Origin of the sequence: Legionella sp. ST3F1 (assembly GCF_048553315.1) — a bacterium.
GTDB classification, from domain to species: domain Bacteria; phylum Pseudomonadota; class Gammaproteobacteria; order Legionellales; family Legionellaceae; genus Tatlockia; species Tatlockia donaldsonii.
The window spans coordinates 36,500-52,041 of record NZ_JBLZIO010000007.1 but is presented as its reverse complement, the minus strand read 5'-3'; the positions used below and the strand labels follow the sequence as shown (position 1 = coordinate 52,041).

Below are 15,542 nucleotides of genomic sequence, written 5' to 3'. Positions count from 1 at the left end.
TTCGTACAATCCCTTCTCTATCGTATTAAGAAGATCCCCCGTTGAAGAAGAAATTTTAAAAACCATCATTCTCTTCATCATAGTTATCAACTTTTTTTTCTAATTTCGGAGGGTCGTCGGTGAAAAAAAGGCGTTTTTTCATGAGATCACGATTTAGGTGAGATTTATTGTTAGGCTTTTCCAACTCACTGCCTGCTAAAGCACTCTTCTTTTCCGTCCCTTGGCTTTTATTTTTTCTGTCAACGGCATGAGGTTGTGGATTTTTGCTCGTCTTGTTCATAACTACCTCCATGTAGTAATTAATTATAGACAAACATGAAGATTTAAATACAGGCTGGTAATTTTAGAATGGTAAATAGCCCTTTCGTATCAACGAAAGGGCTTAAAGTAACAAGTTAATCCTCCCGGCAACAACTCATTCCCCAGCAAGCACCAAAACAGCAGGATAAGGCACTGATGAAGAATAGAATAAAGACACAAAATACACTCCAAGCCGTTGTTTCCGTCGGCGCCGTTACATTCATCGCTTTTTGATGAATGTTCTGATGATGAGAAGCAGGAGAGACAGTGGCGGCGGATACTACCTTGCCAGTATCCATTGATTTCTTAGTGATTACTGAAATCGAAGGAGAAGCCATTTTTGTATAATTGGTTACATGATGGGTAAGAGGCATGGTAATTAAGGCCGATAGAATTAAGGCCAAAGTCCAGGTACTAAAACCATACAGGATACCGAGATTTCTCTGAGGACAATATAAGCGTCCGAGATAACCTGCCGCATACCCTGCAGCTAGCATAACGGCAATGATACCGATAAGAATTCCAAGCATCCCTCCAATGACTACAGTACTTGCTCCCGCATCGCTCATTGTAAAAGCACTCAAGCCTATAGCAAGTCCAAAAAGATTTAAGAGGAAATTCAGTCCTACTGCTACTAAGGCCCCAATGACAATGGCAGACCATGAAATGCGCTTGTAGGTGTGCGAACAATGCGAATGCTCTGTTACTACTACAGATTCTTTAGCCATTATAACTCTCCTTGTTTAATGAGATATATCAAACATGGGATATTAACCAAATTAAGATGAGTATGCTTATTGGGACACCCAAAAGCCAACCGATCAAATAACCCATTTTATCTCCCTATAAAATCATTATTTTAATTTTTATTATTTTGTTAAAAGATTATCCTTTGGTAATTGCAGGATTCTCTCTTAAGCATAGCTTATTTCAAGCTTAACAATAGTAAAAAGGTAGAATGATTGAAAGGCGGACCATTTCTTATTAACAAATTTGACAAGCAATTTTAGTGAGCTAATCTTTGATTGTGCAGTGCACACAAGGAGATGACCATGCATGAACAAATGGAACAGTGGAAAAATAGTGTCCGTAACTTTCAACAACCTTTACAAGAAATAATGGCCCTTAATCTTAAGACTCTGCAAAATATGTCTTATCTGAGGCCAGAAGAGCTCACGAAGCTTCGAAGACCCGAAGAGCTTCTAGAGCGTAATATTCACGTATTGATAGAAAATAGTCATAAAACCTTAAATTACATGGAAGAGGCTTTTCATATTTTTGAAAAGCACATGCTTTCCGCGGCTAGCAATGCCAGGAGATTTGGTGAGCAAAGTCTGCGACAGGCAGGTATTAAACGTAATTAACAGAATAGCGTGACAGCTCCTGGAGAGATATTCCGTCTTCAAAGCAAGACGGAATATACCTATTTCTATTCAACTTAAATAGAATAAATTTGATAGAAACTGGTTCTTTCTATTCAAGATTTGGTATATTAAAGCCTCCTAATTCAAGTTAATCGACTATGACTCGACTCTCAAAGCCTTACAGAAAGCTATGGCGCTCTCGTAGAGAAAGAAAAATTGCGGGGATATGCGGAGGATTAGGCATTTATTTTAATATGGATCCATTCTGGATTCGGTTTATCTTCGTTATTTTTTTTCTTTTAGGTGGTTCAGCACTGTTAGTCTATCTCATTATGTGGATTTTGATTCCCTTGGAGCCGACCGATTGGCGATAAACCGATAGTACTTCATTCTAATTGATCCAAGCGTAAAGATTGTTTTATTTCCCAAAAATTATGCCAAGGATCTTTTTGTAGATGACTAAGTCTTTTAGTGATTGTTCTTATCGTATAATAAGTATCCATAATATCATTAGTCAATTCATCCCAATGGAGGGGAGTCGCTACGGGAGCGTGTATCCGTGCGCGAGTTGAGTAGACAGCTATGGCTGTTGCACCTCGTTGATTACGCAAATAATCAATAAAAATTTTCCCTTTTCTTTGGGTTTTTGACATCTTGCCAGTATAGTTTTCCGGACTAATTTGTTCTAAAAATTGGACAAATACCTGGGCGAAATTTTTAACCTTATCCCATTCATATTCTGGTTGAATAGGTACAACAACGTGAAGGCCTTTACCTCCTGTTGTTTTAACAAAGGATTTTAATTTAAACTCGCTCAAATGTTTTTTTATTTCAAAAGCTGCTTCAACAACCTGTTTCCATAAAATGTCGGGAGCAGGATCCAGGTCAAAGACTAAAATGTCTGGGTATTCCAGTTTTTCAATACGACTTCCCCATGGGTGAATCTCAAGTACTCCCATTTGTATCAAGCTGAGTAAACCTTCTACATCATCCAAGTAAATATAATTCTCACTTTTCCCCTGATTAATAGTCGCTATTTCAATCGGATGCAGTGCTGTGAAGCTAGTTTCATTGAGTTTTTTTTGATAAAAACAATCTTTATAGGTTGTTGGACAGCGTACTAAAGTCAAGGGGCGTTTTTTAATAAAGGGAAGAATAAAATCAGCAATATCAAGATAATAGCTAAAAAGATCCCTTTTACTAATTTTATCTTCTTTATAGAGAATTTTATTTGGATGCGTTAGTTTTATATTAAGAGAGTTTTGCTTTTCGAGTGCGATCTTTTGTTTATTAATTTTATCCACTGGTTTCTCCACTTCTTTTATAATGTCCCTGGCTTTCTTGTCAAAACGTAATCCTTTAAAACTTGGATGGCGTAAACGTCCCTCTTTTGTCCATGCAGTAAACTCAACTTCGGCAACCAGTTCTGGTTTTACCCAAGTGGCAGTCGTAATACCTGGTGGTTGTGAATTAAACGGGTTTTTAGTAACGATGCGCTTTTTTAATTTTTCATAGATTTCCCTTAAGGAGGCCTCGCTAAAGCCTGTGCCAACATTGCCACTGTAGATAAAATGTCCCTTTTTATCGTAGAGCCCTAAAAAGAGCGAACCAAAGCAGCTTCGTGAGTTTTTCGGTGGACTAAAGCCTCCAATAATAAATTCTTGCCGTTTTAGGCATTTAATTTTTAACCAGGATTTAGAGCGTTTGGTCACGTAGTTACTTGTTGCTAATTTTGAAACAATCCCCTCTAAACCAAGATCACAGGAATAAGCAAAAATAGCTTCCCCATGTCCGAGAATGTAATCACTAAAATGCAAATGAGGGATTTCAGGGGTTAGTAATGGCTCTAATAGTTTTTTCCTTTCTAAAAGAGGAAGAGAGCGTACATCCCATTTATCGTAATAAAGCAGGTCAAATACGTAATAAATAAAGGGAGGGTTGTCGTCAGAGTCCAAGGCGTTTTGTAATAATTGAAAACTGGATCTATTGTGCTCATCAAAAAGTACAATTTCGCCATCAAGAATGAGTTTTGTTACAGGTATTTTCTCAACCGCTTTGATGATAATTTGAAACTTACGAGTCCACTCTATATTGTTGCGTGACATAAGACGGACGTGTTTACCATTCTTAAAAGCAAGAATCCGATAACCATCTAACTTAATTTCATGCAACCAATCTTCACCTGATGGTGGTTTATCCACTAGAGTAGCTAATTGTGGTGAAATGGTCTCTGGCATGCTAGTGGATGGCAGATCAATATTAATTTTTTTAAGGTTTTTTTTTAACCCGGTTTTTGTCCAAACAGCTTGATAATTTTTTTCAATTTCTTCTATTGATTGTTGGCTAAGAACACTCTTGTTTTTTTGGGTGGTAATATCATCATCTTCTCGGGCATAACTGTCCTTATATTTAATAAGAAACCAGGATTTATCTTCTTTTTTAAAACGAATTAAATCCCATCGCCCCCCGAGTTTTTCTGCATGTAATTCAAAACGCAGATGCCCTTTTTTATAAGCTTGCAGAGGATTTTTATCCAGCGATTCCCATTCCCCTTTGTCCCAGAGCATCACTGTACCTCCACCATATTCCTCTTTAGGAATAATGCCTTCAAAAGTGCCATATTCAATTGGATGATCTTCTACATGAATGGCTAAGCGTTTAACAGAGGGATCTAGAGAGGGCCCTTTGGGAATAGCCCAACTTTTAAGAACGCCCTCTAATTCGAGTCGAAAATCGTAGTGAAGGTGAGAAGCAGCATGTTTTTGAATATAAAAACGTCGTTGCTTTTTTCGGGATATTTTTCCTTTGGGCTCGGGTGTTTTACTAAAATCTCTTTTTTGGTGGTAATTTTCCAAGCTCATTAGACTACTCCCTCTAAGAAAAAGCCTGCCTCATAGACAGGCTAACTGAGTGCTGCAATTATTGCGTATTCGTGTTAGTTCCATTATTGGTGTTTGTTTCAGGGTCGTTAGTAGAGCCAGGAACTGAATTAGGATTAGGGTTGACTCCTGTATTTGTATCAATTCCAGATGGGGAATTTGTATTATTATGAATAGTGGTTCCTGTATTAGTATCCCCTCCTGTATTAGTGCCAGTGCTGTTATCAATTGGAGTTTCAGGATTGGAGTTGATAGTTGTATTCGTGTCTGTTCCCGTACTGGTTCCAGTTCCTGTGCTAGTGCCCGTTCCTGTGCTAGTGTCTGCTCCTGTGGTAGTGTCTGCTCCTGTGCTAGTGCCTGTTCCTGTGCTAGTGTCTGTTCCTGTGGTAGTGTCTGTTCCTGTACTTGTTCCGGCAGATGCATATAAGGTGGAAGAGGCTAGCATGGCTAATATTAAAAATATCCTTTTCATGATTCTCTCCTAAATTTAATATCTATTTAATTAATAGTCCTAATTAAAGGAATAGGACAATAAAATTACTAATGCAATTTTCTTTATTTTTTTATGAGAAAAAAATTATTTTTTTTCTTTTTAATTTTAATGGATTACTAATTTTAAGTTTATTTTAAGCAAATTCACTCCTATTGTTTTTACGATATTTTTTATGTAAAGAGGTGTAATTATTATTTTTATAAATGGGTGAGTTTTAGTCATTAAAATAGGGAGGCCTATAATTAAATAACGTGTAAAATTGGGAAATGCTATGAAAGCTATATGGAAAGGGGATATTTCTTTTGGTTTGGTTACCATTCCGGTCCAGATTATTTCTGTTGAAGAAAAAAAGGATTTGCACTTTCATCTATTGGATTCGCGCGATAAATCGCGTATTCGTTATAAACGAGTTAATGCCAATACTGATAAGGAAGTACCTTGGGAGAAAATTGTAAAAGGCTATGAATTTGATAAGGATAAGTACATTATTGTGGATGAGGAAGCGTTTGAAAAAGCCAGTCCTGAAGTTTATAAGTCCATTGATATCGAAGAATTTATTGAGTTGGCTGAAATTGACAACTTGTATTTTGATAAGCCCTATTATGTTATTCCTGATTCTAAAAACCAAAAAGCCTATGTTTTGTTACGCGAAGCATTAAAAAAAACCAAAAAAGTTGGTGTGGCAAAAGTTATTATCCGCACCAAAGAATATTTGTGCTTAGTGATGCCGCATGATCACGCTTTAGTACTCAACCTGATTCGCTTTCAACAGGAAATACGTAAAGAAGAGGACTTGGAAGTTCCTACTGAATCACTGAAATCCTATAAAATTTCAGATCGTGAAATAAAAATGGCTGTTGATTTAATTAAAGACATGACAACGACCTGGAAACCTGAAAAATATCATGATGAGTACCAAGAGGCTTTATCGCAGTGGCTTGATAAAAAGACGGCGGAAGCTGAAAAAGCAATGGGTACCAAGACGAAAACACGTAGACGAAAACCCGATGATGTCATCGATTTTATTTCCTTATTGAAAAAGAGTATGGGGAAAGATAAGACCTTACAGAAAAAAGTAGCTGCTAAAGCTAAGAAAAAAGCTTGATGTCGTTAGGTAACATTTTCGGCGCATTAAAACTCATCATCCCACAGGCTCAATTGTCTGGATGTTAGGTTTTTCCTCTGGGTAAATTTTTTTATCTCCAGGTTTGGTTCTGCTGCACCATTTAAACCAAAACGCTTGCAAGCCAAATGAAATCGGGTTGCTAAAAGTTTGGCATATTCTCCCTCTCCACGCATGCGCGAGCCAAAAGCGGCATCGTAGTCTTTACCTCCGCGCATTTGACGAATAAGACTCATAATGTGTTCTGCCCGTTGAGGAAAATGCTTGGCTAGCCATTCTTTAAATAAATCGTTTACTTCATGAGGCAATCTGATTAAAACATAACTCGCATGTTTAGCTCCTGCTTGTGCTGCAGCCTGGATAATTTTTTCCAGTTCTACATCATTAATCATTGGAATGACAGGAGCTACCATCACTCTCACCGGTATTTGGTTTTCTGATAAATATTTGATAAGTTTTAAGCGGCCGGCTGGCGCTGTAGTCCGAGGCTCCATAATATGTTTTAAATGGGTGGAAAGGGAGGTAACACTGACTGCAACCTTAACAAGGTTTTGTTTAGCCATTGCTGTGAGAAGATCCAAATCACGCTCAATAAGTGCATTTTTAGTGATAATAATGACCGGATGTTGATAATGATTTAATACTTCCAAAAGACTGCGAGTCACTTTGAGTTTGGCTTCTGCTGGCTGATAAGGATCTGTATTTGCACCTAAAACAATAGGTTTACACTGATAGTTTGATTTATTAAGTTCTTTTTCTAACAGAGTTGCTGCGTCAATTTTGTAAAAAATTTTAGTTTCAAAATCGAGGCCTGGCGATAGGTTGACATAAGCATGACTGGGACGAGCATAACAGTAAATACAACCATGCTCACAACCACGATAGGGATTAATAGATTGCTCAAAGCCAAGGTCGGGAGAATCATTGCGGCTAATAATTGTTTTAGCGGTTTCCGGCAATAAGAAGGTTTCTATAGCGGGAAGCGTTTCTTCCTCAAGCACCCAGCCGTCATCAAAATTTTCATAAGTGCTAACCTCAAATCGTCCTTCAGGGTTACTGAGCGCACCACGATTCTTGTGGGGGGGATTTGGCTTCATAGCTTGGAGTATTTAATCAGTTGGATTTTATTTTATCATGATGAAAAACTTGGGAACAGAATAATCTCTCCTTATGAAGGATGGGCTGAGCAGCGTAAATTTCCTCATCTAGTAAGGGATTGCCTGTAAGGCGACGCTCTCAACCTAGTATTTAGCAGTTGCATCACTGGCAGGAAAGGTATCTTCTATTAACTTATCCAATTTTCTTTCCTTTTTTTTACGTTTTTCTTTGGCAGTATCATCCCTGCTAGAATGATGAGGTTTCTTGATTGATTTAGCACCTTTCATGACGCCTCCTTTTCCTTGGTATCTCAATGTTATCTTAAGTATAGTAAATGCCTCTTTAAGAGGAGGTATTATTTTGCGGGGAAGGCTTGGATTGGCGGTTTTTTACATCATAAACAAGGGAGTAAACAGCAATAGCAGCGAGAAGATGTTTCAAAGTATGTCCGCTTATTGTCTCGAAGGTAAAATGATAAATGATTTTATCCAAGCCTTCAGTTATTTTGGCCAAACCAAACAAAATGAAACAGGTTGTAAGATAATAGTTGCGCACATAGGATGAGGGAAAAAAGAATAAAATAAAAATAATCATTATCAGAGGATAGCCCTGCGACCAAATATATAAGCGCATATCTCCCTGTCCCCACAGCTCGCTAAGCTCCCATTGCAAGGTACAAAGGGTTGCCAGCAAAATAAGGGGGAATAATAGATAAAAGCCAATCGAGCGATTGACCCGCTCTATAAAGATGGCCGCAAAAAATGACATTAAAAGCATGCCCATCGGGGCTCGATCCCAAAACAAGGTATAGTTATTGGGGTGTAAGTGATAATAGATCGAACCTAAGCCTGTTAAGATCGTGCCAATAAATCCAATGAGGTAGGCCCATTTTGCTTCTGGAGTGAGTGCGCATTGAGTTGGAGTAGGTTGGTGAATGGTTTTAATACCTAGATACCCCACAATAATAAAGGCTAGATTGGACATCACATCAGAAAAATTACTTATGTAAAATAAAGTGCGTTTATCTGCAAAATCATGGTAGCTCAAGGGTTGCGCAAAGGGAGGAACCAAACTAAGGGCAAGCGCTGTAACCACTGTAAAAAGCAGAAGAAAGCTGACAATTTTATCTGGAAAATTCTTCTGACTCATCGCTTATTAACCTGACATAGGATGAAAGAGCTAAGCCAATCTAACCCGTTTATCGCTTTATATCAAGGAACTCAGAGAAGTAAGCTTATCATAAAAAATGCGCATAAAATTCAGAAAATTTTATCGAGGAATCTTTCGTCATGCGAGTTATTCCATATTTACTTTTCCAGATTTTCTTGATTACTGCGGGAAAATGTTTGTTAGTCGCTTTTAACGCAATAGTCCACAGATGAGCTATAAAAGCACAACCTTTGGTTTTACAATCAATATCCATGAAATAAAGGGTATTCTTAAATAAGGTGAGATTTTCTCTTTTAAGCAATGAGATTGTGCGGCTGTTAGCTTTTAATAATTTTCTTTTACGCAAGATTTTATTTATCAGTTTATGAAATTCCGCTGAATCCCTGCGGTGTTTGCCAAAGCTTTTAGTGATTGATTTATAGTGTACTATCAACGGAATATCAGGCTGTGAAAATTTATCAATATGAATAAAAAGGTCATTAATATTTTTCTTCAAATCCGTTACAGAAATTTCTGTGGGGGAAATAAGATAATCTAATTCGGAATTAATTAGCATATATTGGATAAGAGGCGGTTTCTCTTTGCCTTGTGGTAACCATCTTATTGCAGCAATATTAGACATGTAAATATTTTAGATTTTTCATCCTCAGGTTATCTTTATATTTTAGTGTAAAAATCGAGTTCGAATTTTTCTTAGAGCAGCTGGGATTTAATTTTCTCTTGTACTGCAAGCATATGCTCTTCATTTTGATACTTGGTTCTTGGCCAAAAAAAGCCTTTTAAACCATCTTGCTTATTCCTAGGGACAATATGGACGTGCAAATGTGGGATACTTTGGCTAATCGTGTTATTCATGGCAATAAAACTTCCTGCTGCCTCTGTGGCTTTCTCCACTGCCACCCCAATTTTTTTAGTTAACATAAAAAGAGGGCTGATCAAGGAATCTGGCAAATCATATAAGGTCTTAAAATGGTTTTTCGGCGCAAGCAAGGTATGGCCAGGAAAGAGAGGACGGTGGTCTAAAAAAGCAATGAATTGTTCATTTTCATAGACGATATAAGCCTTTTCTTTTTTTGCAATGATTAAATCAATGATGCATGTAGCTGATTCTGGCGCAGGCATATGAACCTCCCTGTTTCCCCTCCATCTTATCTTAGGGTCTATTGGCATTTCTACTATCTTGCCGAAAAGTGTTGATTTTTTGTGCTGCTCATAAATCAACATTTTTCGGCTTAAGCTGGCGAAATGTCAACAGACCCTAATTTCTCGCGTAGGAAAAATTATTACAGCGTACAAAGCCTGGGTTAACTTGGCTTGGATTGCGATGAGGTCAATGCATAGTTTGCCGGGTTTGACAGTTCATTATGCGGCAATGGCTTATTTGCCAGAGCAAAAAATGACGATCTTGTTTGATTCGGGATGTGAGGTCGTGCGTCACCTGGGTTTGGTAGGGGGCCTGTACTCAATGCAGGTTGCGCCGAACTCGTGGTTGATTGTACTCTTATGGGGGTTGGCTTTAGTATGTTTGCTGTCATTGGTTCTATTGTAGATACAGGTTGTATCATTGGCGGTATTCTTCCAGCGATTGATACTTCGGTTACTGGCGCTGGCTCTACTTTCCCCGCTGTTGCTCGTAGTATTGGTCCAAGGGCTTGCATTGCTTCCGCTGTGGTTTGAACGAGGTCTGGGACTGGTTGTGCTGTTGTTGTCGGTAATTGTTGTGCTTCTTTTAGAGCTTTTAATTCTTCCTGGAGTGTTTTAACCACCTCTTCTTGAGCTTTAAATTTTTCCTCGAGAGTTTTTACTTTTTTTATCAGGGTGGTGTAGTGCTTGTCAATCGTCGATTTATCTATCAGTTTTTGAACGCTTACTTTCGGTACCGCCTGCGAACTGGTTGATTGATTTTCTTGTTGAGAAGCACGACTGGTCCAATTACGCAGCAATTGAGCTATTTCAGGATGTTGATGCTGGTCTGCAAAGTTAGAGGCTGTTAGCAGTTCACCATGCGTCGCATGGGGTATAAGAAGTCCCAGAGTAGCGGATTTACCCTCTTGTGCTGCTAGATCGAGCGCTGTAGTTCCTCGAGCATTTTTCAAATGAATTCCTTTCCCTGTTTCTACAAGTAGTTTTACACACGCTAGAAAGTCATTGGAAACTGCGACCATTAACGGAGTCACATTAAAGTGTCCTAATTGCCTGGCTGGATCGGCTCCCTTGGCTAAGAGTTCCCTAACCATATCAGGCTGGTTTAGTTGGGTACTCCACAATAAAGGATTGCGAGGATAAGGCTTATTTTGAAATTTGCCAGTATAGGTTTCTTGATTCAGATCGAGTCCTTTGAAGTCAAGTAATAATCTGAATGCTGCGAGATTTCTTTTTTTTATAGCGATAATTAAGGCTGAATCACCCTGTTCATTTAGCGCATTAATATCAATTTGACCTTGGGCACGTAGTTTACGAATTTCATCTAAATCACCGTCAATAACCGCTTGAAAAATAGTTTTCACTGGAATTCCCCAACTAAAAAGGGGGTTATTATGTAAAAAATGATCAATTGATAAAGAGAAACTTTAGGAAAGTTGTATTCCAGAAAGGAATTTGCCAAGCGATAGAGGATTTTTATTGATCTAAGGGCTATAGTCATTTTTATAATAAATCAAGGCGATTGCTAATCATGTCCAATCTCTACGCTTCGATATTGAATAAAGAAATTGATGCCATACAAAATTTCTTGCCACAACTTTCTTCCCGGTTAAGCTGGAGTAAAGAAGAGGTCAAAGCAGAACAGCAACGCGCTTTAATCGCTTTATTAGCTTATGCAAAAGAAAACTCACCGTATTATGCGAGCAAATTTTCTCATATTGAGCCATCCCGCTTTACTTTGAGTGATTTGGCTAAACTGCCTGTCATGACCAAAAAAGAAGCCATGACGCATTGGGATGAGATTATCACTGATAGAAAACTAACCTTGGAAAGGGCCCGTCAATTTCTCCATAACCAAATTGAACCGGAGCTATTGGATAATGCCTATCATTTTACAGCGACAGGAGGCTCTTCAGGCGTCAGGGGGGTATTTGGGTGGAGTATTGAAGAGTTTATCTTGTTTGTGACTGCTTTTTTTCGTTTTCAATATCGTGATGAGTTTTCTTCGCAAAAGGATAATAGCCGTTTACTCATGGCAGCAATTACTGCAGCCAAGCCGGTTCATCTGAGCCGATTTGTATTCACGATTCCTCTTATACCACAAATGAAAGTCCTCCTATTACCGGCTACGATGCCTATTACTAATATGGTTGAGCAACTGAATATCCAGAAGCCCAGCTATTTAATTGGCTACACGACGGAAATTTATCGCTTGGCTCAAGAGGCTTGTCGCGGAAAATTAAAAATTTTTCCTCGCCGCGTGAGTGTTAATTCAGAGCCCTTGTTCCCTGATATGTTAAAGACCATTAAAAAAGCGTGGAATGTCCCTGTGACCAATATGTGGGGGTCATCCGATGCTGGTCCACACGCGCAAAGCTGTGATCATACTAATCATCTTCATCTCAATGAGGACCTCATCATTTTTGAGGCGGTTGATGAAAATAATCAACCAGTTCTAGATGGACAAGAAGCAACGAAAGTATTGGTGACTAATTTATTTCATAAAAGCATGCCTCTATTCCGCTATGAAATTGATGATCGTATTACCATTCTGGCGGATTCATGTTCTTGTGGGGCACCGTTTAGATTAGTGCAATCCATTAAAGGGCGTAATGACGACAGTTTTTCCTATGCCAACGGCATTTGTGTTATTCCCGAAGTATTTGAAAATCTAATTTTTCCGGAAGAGCAAGTAGAAGAGTATCAAGTATTTCAAACCATTCAAGGCGCTGAAATTTGGTTAACGGCCAGAAAAAATTTCGCTACCGAGAAAATGCAAAAAGATCTGGTTGCTGCCTATCGGCAAGTGGGTATAGAAAATCCTCTGATTGAAATCAAGATTGTGCCTCAATTAAAGCGCCATCCTGAAACAGGAAAATTAAAGCGCTTTGTCAAACTCGAGAGCTAACTGGATTAATAGGGCTGAATAATTACTGGGTATTATTCCATTTTAAAGCTAGTGATAGCGGTGGGCATTTCTTGATAAATGGTATGGATTAAGTTATTCATCTCTTTGGATTCGGCCGTTTTTCTAAACAGCATTTCAACAAAATCAGCTGCATTCATTGGCCACTTATGTTCGTCAATTGTTTCAGATTGATTTTCATCATCGATAAGTTTTGCATTTTGCTGCAAAAAAAGATCTACTGCTTCTATATCATAGGCAACGAGGGCTCCTGATTGGATACTATAGAATTGTCCTTTGGGAACAACATCATACATTTTTTTATCGGCCATATGGATAAATTTCTTAGTCTCGGGTTTATAAGCATAGATTTCTTCAGGTAAGGCAGCTGGAATGACCAGGATCTTTAAGCCTTTCTTTTTCAATAAAAGAGAGGTTTGAAAGACATCGTAACCCGCTTCGCGTATTCTGGCTAATGGCAAATAACCTAAGGCTTTTCTCTCTCCAATGTCGGTTAAGTCCCTCATTCTTGGATCAGAAAAGAAATCTCTATTTTCAGTCTCAATTTGTTTTGATTCTTCTAAAAAAGGAGATTCTTGAGTGGGTACTTCACTTTTTTTTACTGTGGGTTTTTTAGTCTTCTTCAGACCTGCAAAAAATTTTTTCATTACTTTATCCGAATTCATCTTTTAAATTATGGTATCAAAAAGCACAATTTTCCAATGATTGCTCTAAATGAGAAGCAATTGTTTAAGGCTCAATTAACGGGAAATGGTTAGTTGTTCTTGAAAGGATTATTTTTTTCTTGCTTTAACAATGACCGCATCACTGACATTAGAAAAACCATGGACGTCTAATTGAAAGGATGCGACTTGAGCACGTAATTGACTCGAACTACCACCGTCCAGATTAAGTGCATTTTCGCAATTGAGCGGAGCTGCTTTCATCAGTTGCGCTAATTCCGTAGTGGACATAGGCATATTATCGGTAACGAGAATAATGACACGTCCATCTTGAGTGATACCTAAAGCAGAACGCTCAGCTCTACCTGGTTTAAGAGGAGGAATACGATTATTAATTAACAATCTTGGGCCGCTTTGTATGGCAAAGTCGATTTGTCGATCAGGGCTGTATTGCCTGATATTGCTTAAATAAGCTTTCTGATGTTTGACGTAAAAAATTCCCCACCAGCTGATATTTTTAGCAGGATTTTTTTGCCGCCTATTATAAACTCGTAAACCTAGCGGTTTATAATTACCATCAAAGAACCCCCCATTGATGGCCAGGAGCGCATTACTATGCTGCGCATATTCATTAACTGATGCATGTTCACGTGATAAATCTTTAGCGGTAACCAGGGAAAGCTCATTGTTTTTCAGGTTAATACGAAAGGCGTGGATATGGGACCAAGGTGTCAAAAAGCGCCCCTCAAGATCTTGATACTCAATGCCGGGTGCCAATTGACGCCAACCATTGCTAGCAATCACATAATGAGTAAAAAACAACAACAGTAGAGCAATAGTTATAAATTTAGAGGCTTGTGTAAGCCATTTTACAAGAGCAATGGTTTGCCTGGGCATATTAATCTTGTATCCTTATGAACAAACTTTGATAGCGGTAGACCCACCATGAAAACATTACCGGAAAATAACAATAGAGTAGCGCTTAAGTCAACCAACAATTTATTAGAATTAATGCATGACGTCCTGGATCGCGCTCGTGCGCAGGGTGCAACGGATGCGATGGTTTCAGTTAACCATGATAGTGGTTTTTCAGTCGATGTTCGTATGGGGGAAGTTGAGACAGTTGCTTTTAGTGAGGATAAAGGAGTAAGTCTCGTTGTTTATATTGGACATCGTAAAGGTGGTGCAAGCAGTACAGATACCTCACCTGCTGCTTTGGATGCCTTGGTCGCTGCTGCTTGTGATATCGCCAAAGTGAGTGCCGAAGATCCCTGTTTTGGACTTGCGGATCGAGAGTTGATGAAGAATCATCATCCTGATCTTGATCTTTATCATCCTTGGGAAATAAAGCCGCCTCAGGCAATAGAGAAAGCACTTGCTTGTGAAGCTCATGCGTTGGCCCTGGATAAACGGATTTCTAACTCTGATGGGGTTAATTTTTCCACCTATGCTTTTTGCAATGGTTTTGCCAATAGTTATGGCGGGGAGGGTGTAATTCACAGTACGCGTCATAGTATTAGTTGCTCTCTTATTGCGAAGGAAGGAGAGAGCATGCAACGCGATTACGATTATACGACGGCAAGGTATGCAGAAGGTTTAAATTCACTGGAAGCCTTGGCGCAAAAAGCAGTTGAGCGCGCTACCAGTCGTTTAGGGGCAAGACAGGTCAAAACGCAAAAAATACCGGTGTTGTTTTCTTCACGTGTCTCGAGTGGTTTGCTGGCAAGTTTTATTAATGCTATTAGTGGTTCAAATTTGTACCGTAAGAACTCTTTTTTACTGGATGCCTTGGAAAAGCAGGTTTTTCCTGCTGGTTTTAAAATTTATGAGCAACCTTATCTTTTAAAAGCATTAGGAAGTTCACCGTTTGATGGTGAGGGTGTGCCAACAAGAAATAATGTCTTTGTTGAAGATGGACGTTTATGCCAATATGCATTAAGTAGTTATTCAGCTCGTCGCTTAGGTCTGAAAACAACCGCTAATAGCGGTGGAGTTCATAACTTAACGCTTGATCCCACTGCAGGCGATTTGCAGGATTTATTACATAGAATGGGTACGGGCTTGTTGGTGACCGAGTTAATGGGACAAGGCGTAAATGGCCTAACTGGTGATTACTCACGCGGGGCAAGTGGATTCTGGGTAGATAATGGTGTTATTCAATATCCCGTTGAGGAGATAACAATTGCCGGTAATTTGAAAGATATGTTTAAAATGATTACTGCTGTTGGTACAGATATTAACCCAAATATCTCCACTCGTTGCGGTTCTATCCTGATTGAACAAATGATGATTGCGGGACACTAGGTGCTGGTTACCTTTCCATTATCATAAATGTGCATGTCGAGCCAGGAGCCCAAGCTACATGATTAAGCTAGATCACAAGC

General features: G+C 38.8%; 17 protein-coding genes. 5 read left to right on the top strand and 12 right to left on the bottom strand.

Annotated elements, in window-relative coordinates; all coding sequences use genetic code 11:
- Positions 1–55: 55 nt before the first annotated feature.
- A complete protein-coding gene (locus ACN4Z1_RS06630; protein ID WP_228364865.1) occupies positions 56–280 on the bottom strand; it encodes a hypothetical protein in 225 nt (74 codons plus the stop codon).
- Between the two features lie 115 nt (positions 281–395).
- On the bottom strand, positions 396–1,028 hold the full coding sequence (locus ACN4Z1_RS06625; RefSeq protein WP_228364866.1) for a hypothetical protein: 633 nt from the start codon (positions 1,026–1,028) through the stop codon (positions 396–398).
- A 324-nt stretch (positions 1,029–1,352) separates the two neighbouring features.
- Here ACN4Z1_RS06625 and ACN4Z1_RS06620 point away from each other — a divergent pair, with 324 nt between their 5' ends.
- Positions 1,353–1,664, top strand: a complete 312-nt coding sequence (locus tag ACN4Z1_RS06620; RefSeq protein ID WP_228364867.1) for a phasin family protein — start codon at positions 1,353–1,355, stop codon at positions 1,662–1,664.
- Between the two features lie 158 nt (positions 1,665–1,822).
- A complete protein-coding gene (locus ACN4Z1_RS06615; protein WP_115221666.1) occupies positions 1,823–2,038 on the top strand; it encodes a PspC domain-containing protein in 216 nt (71 codons plus the stop codon).
- A 12-nt stretch (positions 2,039–2,050) separates the two neighbouring features.
- On the opposite strand, the gene ligD is transcribed toward ACN4Z1_RS06615, so the two are convergent.
- Positions 2,051–4,525, bottom strand: a complete 2,475-nt coding sequence (gene ligD, locus ACN4Z1_RS06610) for a DNA ligase D (protein WP_228364868.1) — start codon at positions 4,523–4,525, stop codon at positions 2,051–2,053.
- A 58-nt stretch (positions 4,526–4,583) separates the two neighbouring features.
- Positions 4,584–5,015 (bottom strand): hypothetical protein, encoded by a 432-nt coding sequence (locus ACN4Z1_RS06605; RefSeq protein ID WP_419388226.1) that lies wholly within the window; start codon positions 5,013–5,015, stop codon positions 4,584–4,586.
- Between the two features lie 292 nt (positions 5,016–5,307).
- Here ACN4Z1_RS06605 and ACN4Z1_RS06600 point away from each other — a divergent pair, with 292 nt between their 5' ends.
- Positions 5,308–6,141, top strand: coding sequence for a Ku protein (locus tag ACN4Z1_RS06600; RefSeq protein WP_228364870.1), 834 nt, complete (start codon positions 5,308–5,310; stop codon positions 6,139–6,141).
- A 26-nt stretch (positions 6,142–6,167) separates the two neighbouring features.
- Here the strand turns inward: ACN4Z1_RS06600 and ACN4Z1_RS06595 are convergent, their stop codons facing one another.
- The 6 genes from ACN4Z1_RS06595 to ACN4Z1_RS06570 all read right to left on the bottom strand — a co-directional run bounded on the left by ACN4Z1_RS06595 (position 6,168) and on the right by ACN4Z1_RS06570 (position 10,934).
- Complete coding sequence (locus ACN4Z1_RS06595) at positions 6,168–7,256, bottom strand: PA0069 family radical SAM protein (RefSeq protein WP_228364871.1); 1,089 nt, start codon at positions 7,254–7,256, stop codon at positions 6,168–6,170.
- A 144-nt stretch (positions 7,257–7,400) separates the two neighbouring features.
- Entirely contained in the window at positions 7,401–7,544 is a 144-nt protein-coding gene (locus ACN4Z1_RS06590; RefSeq protein ID WP_181879374.1) for a hypothetical protein, read from the bottom strand.
- Positions 7,545–7,599: 55 nt separating this feature from the next.
- Positions 7,600–8,406, bottom strand: coding sequence for a ceramidase (locus ACN4Z1_RS06585; RefSeq protein WP_228364872.1), 807 nt, complete (start codon positions 8,404–8,406; stop codon positions 7,600–7,602).
- Between the two features lie 88 nt (positions 8,407–8,494).
- The gene (locus tag ACN4Z1_RS06580; protein ID WP_228364873.1) at positions 8,495–9,049 is read right to left on the bottom strand and encodes a hypothetical protein; all 555 of its coding nucleotides are present in this window, start codon (positions 9,047–9,049) and stop codon (positions 8,495–8,497) included.
- Positions 9,050–9,120: 71 nt separating this feature from the next.
- Entirely contained in the window at positions 9,121–9,651 is a 531-nt protein-coding gene (locus ACN4Z1_RS06575; protein ID WP_419423041.1) for an HIT family protein, read from the bottom strand.
- An 80-nt stretch (positions 9,652–9,731) separates the two neighbouring features.
- A complete protein-coding gene (locus ACN4Z1_RS06570) occupies positions 9,732–10,934 on the bottom strand; it encodes an ankyrin repeat domain-containing protein (protein ID WP_228364875.1) in 1,203 nt (400 codons plus the stop codon).
- 167 nt (positions 10,935–11,101) lie between these two features.
- Between ACN4Z1_RS06570 and ACN4Z1_RS06565 the strand changes: the two genes are divergently transcribed.
- A complete protein-coding gene (locus tag ACN4Z1_RS06565) occupies positions 11,102–12,478 on the top strand; it encodes a phenylacetate--CoA ligase family protein (RefSeq protein ID WP_228364876.1) in 1,377 nt (458 codons plus the stop codon).
- Positions 12,479–12,510: 32 nt separating this feature from the next.
- Here ACN4Z1_RS06565 and ACN4Z1_RS06560 read toward each other — a convergent pair whose 3' ends face one another.
- Together ACN4Z1_RS06560 and ACN4Z1_RS06555 are read right to left on the bottom strand one after the other, a co-directional pair.
- The gene (locus tag ACN4Z1_RS06560; protein WP_228364877.1) at positions 12,511–13,143 is read right to left on the bottom strand and encodes a hypothetical protein; all 633 of its coding nucleotides are present in this window, start codon (positions 13,141–13,143) and stop codon (positions 12,511–12,513) included.
- 126 nt (positions 13,144–13,269) lie between these two features.
- The gene (locus ACN4Z1_RS06555; protein WP_228364878.1) at positions 13,270–14,055 is read right to left on the bottom strand and encodes a phosphodiester glycosidase family protein; all 786 of its coding nucleotides are present in this window, start codon (positions 14,053–14,055) and stop codon (positions 13,270–13,272) included.
- 48 nt (positions 14,056–14,103) lie between these two features.
- Here ACN4Z1_RS06555 and pmbA point away from each other — a divergent pair, with 48 nt between their 5' ends.
- On the top strand, positions 14,104–15,462 hold the full coding sequence (pmbA, locus tag ACN4Z1_RS06550) for a metalloprotease PmbA (protein WP_228364879.1): 1,359 nt from the start codon (positions 14,104–14,106) through the stop codon (positions 15,460–15,462).
- Positions 15,463–15,542 lie beyond the last annotated feature (80 nt).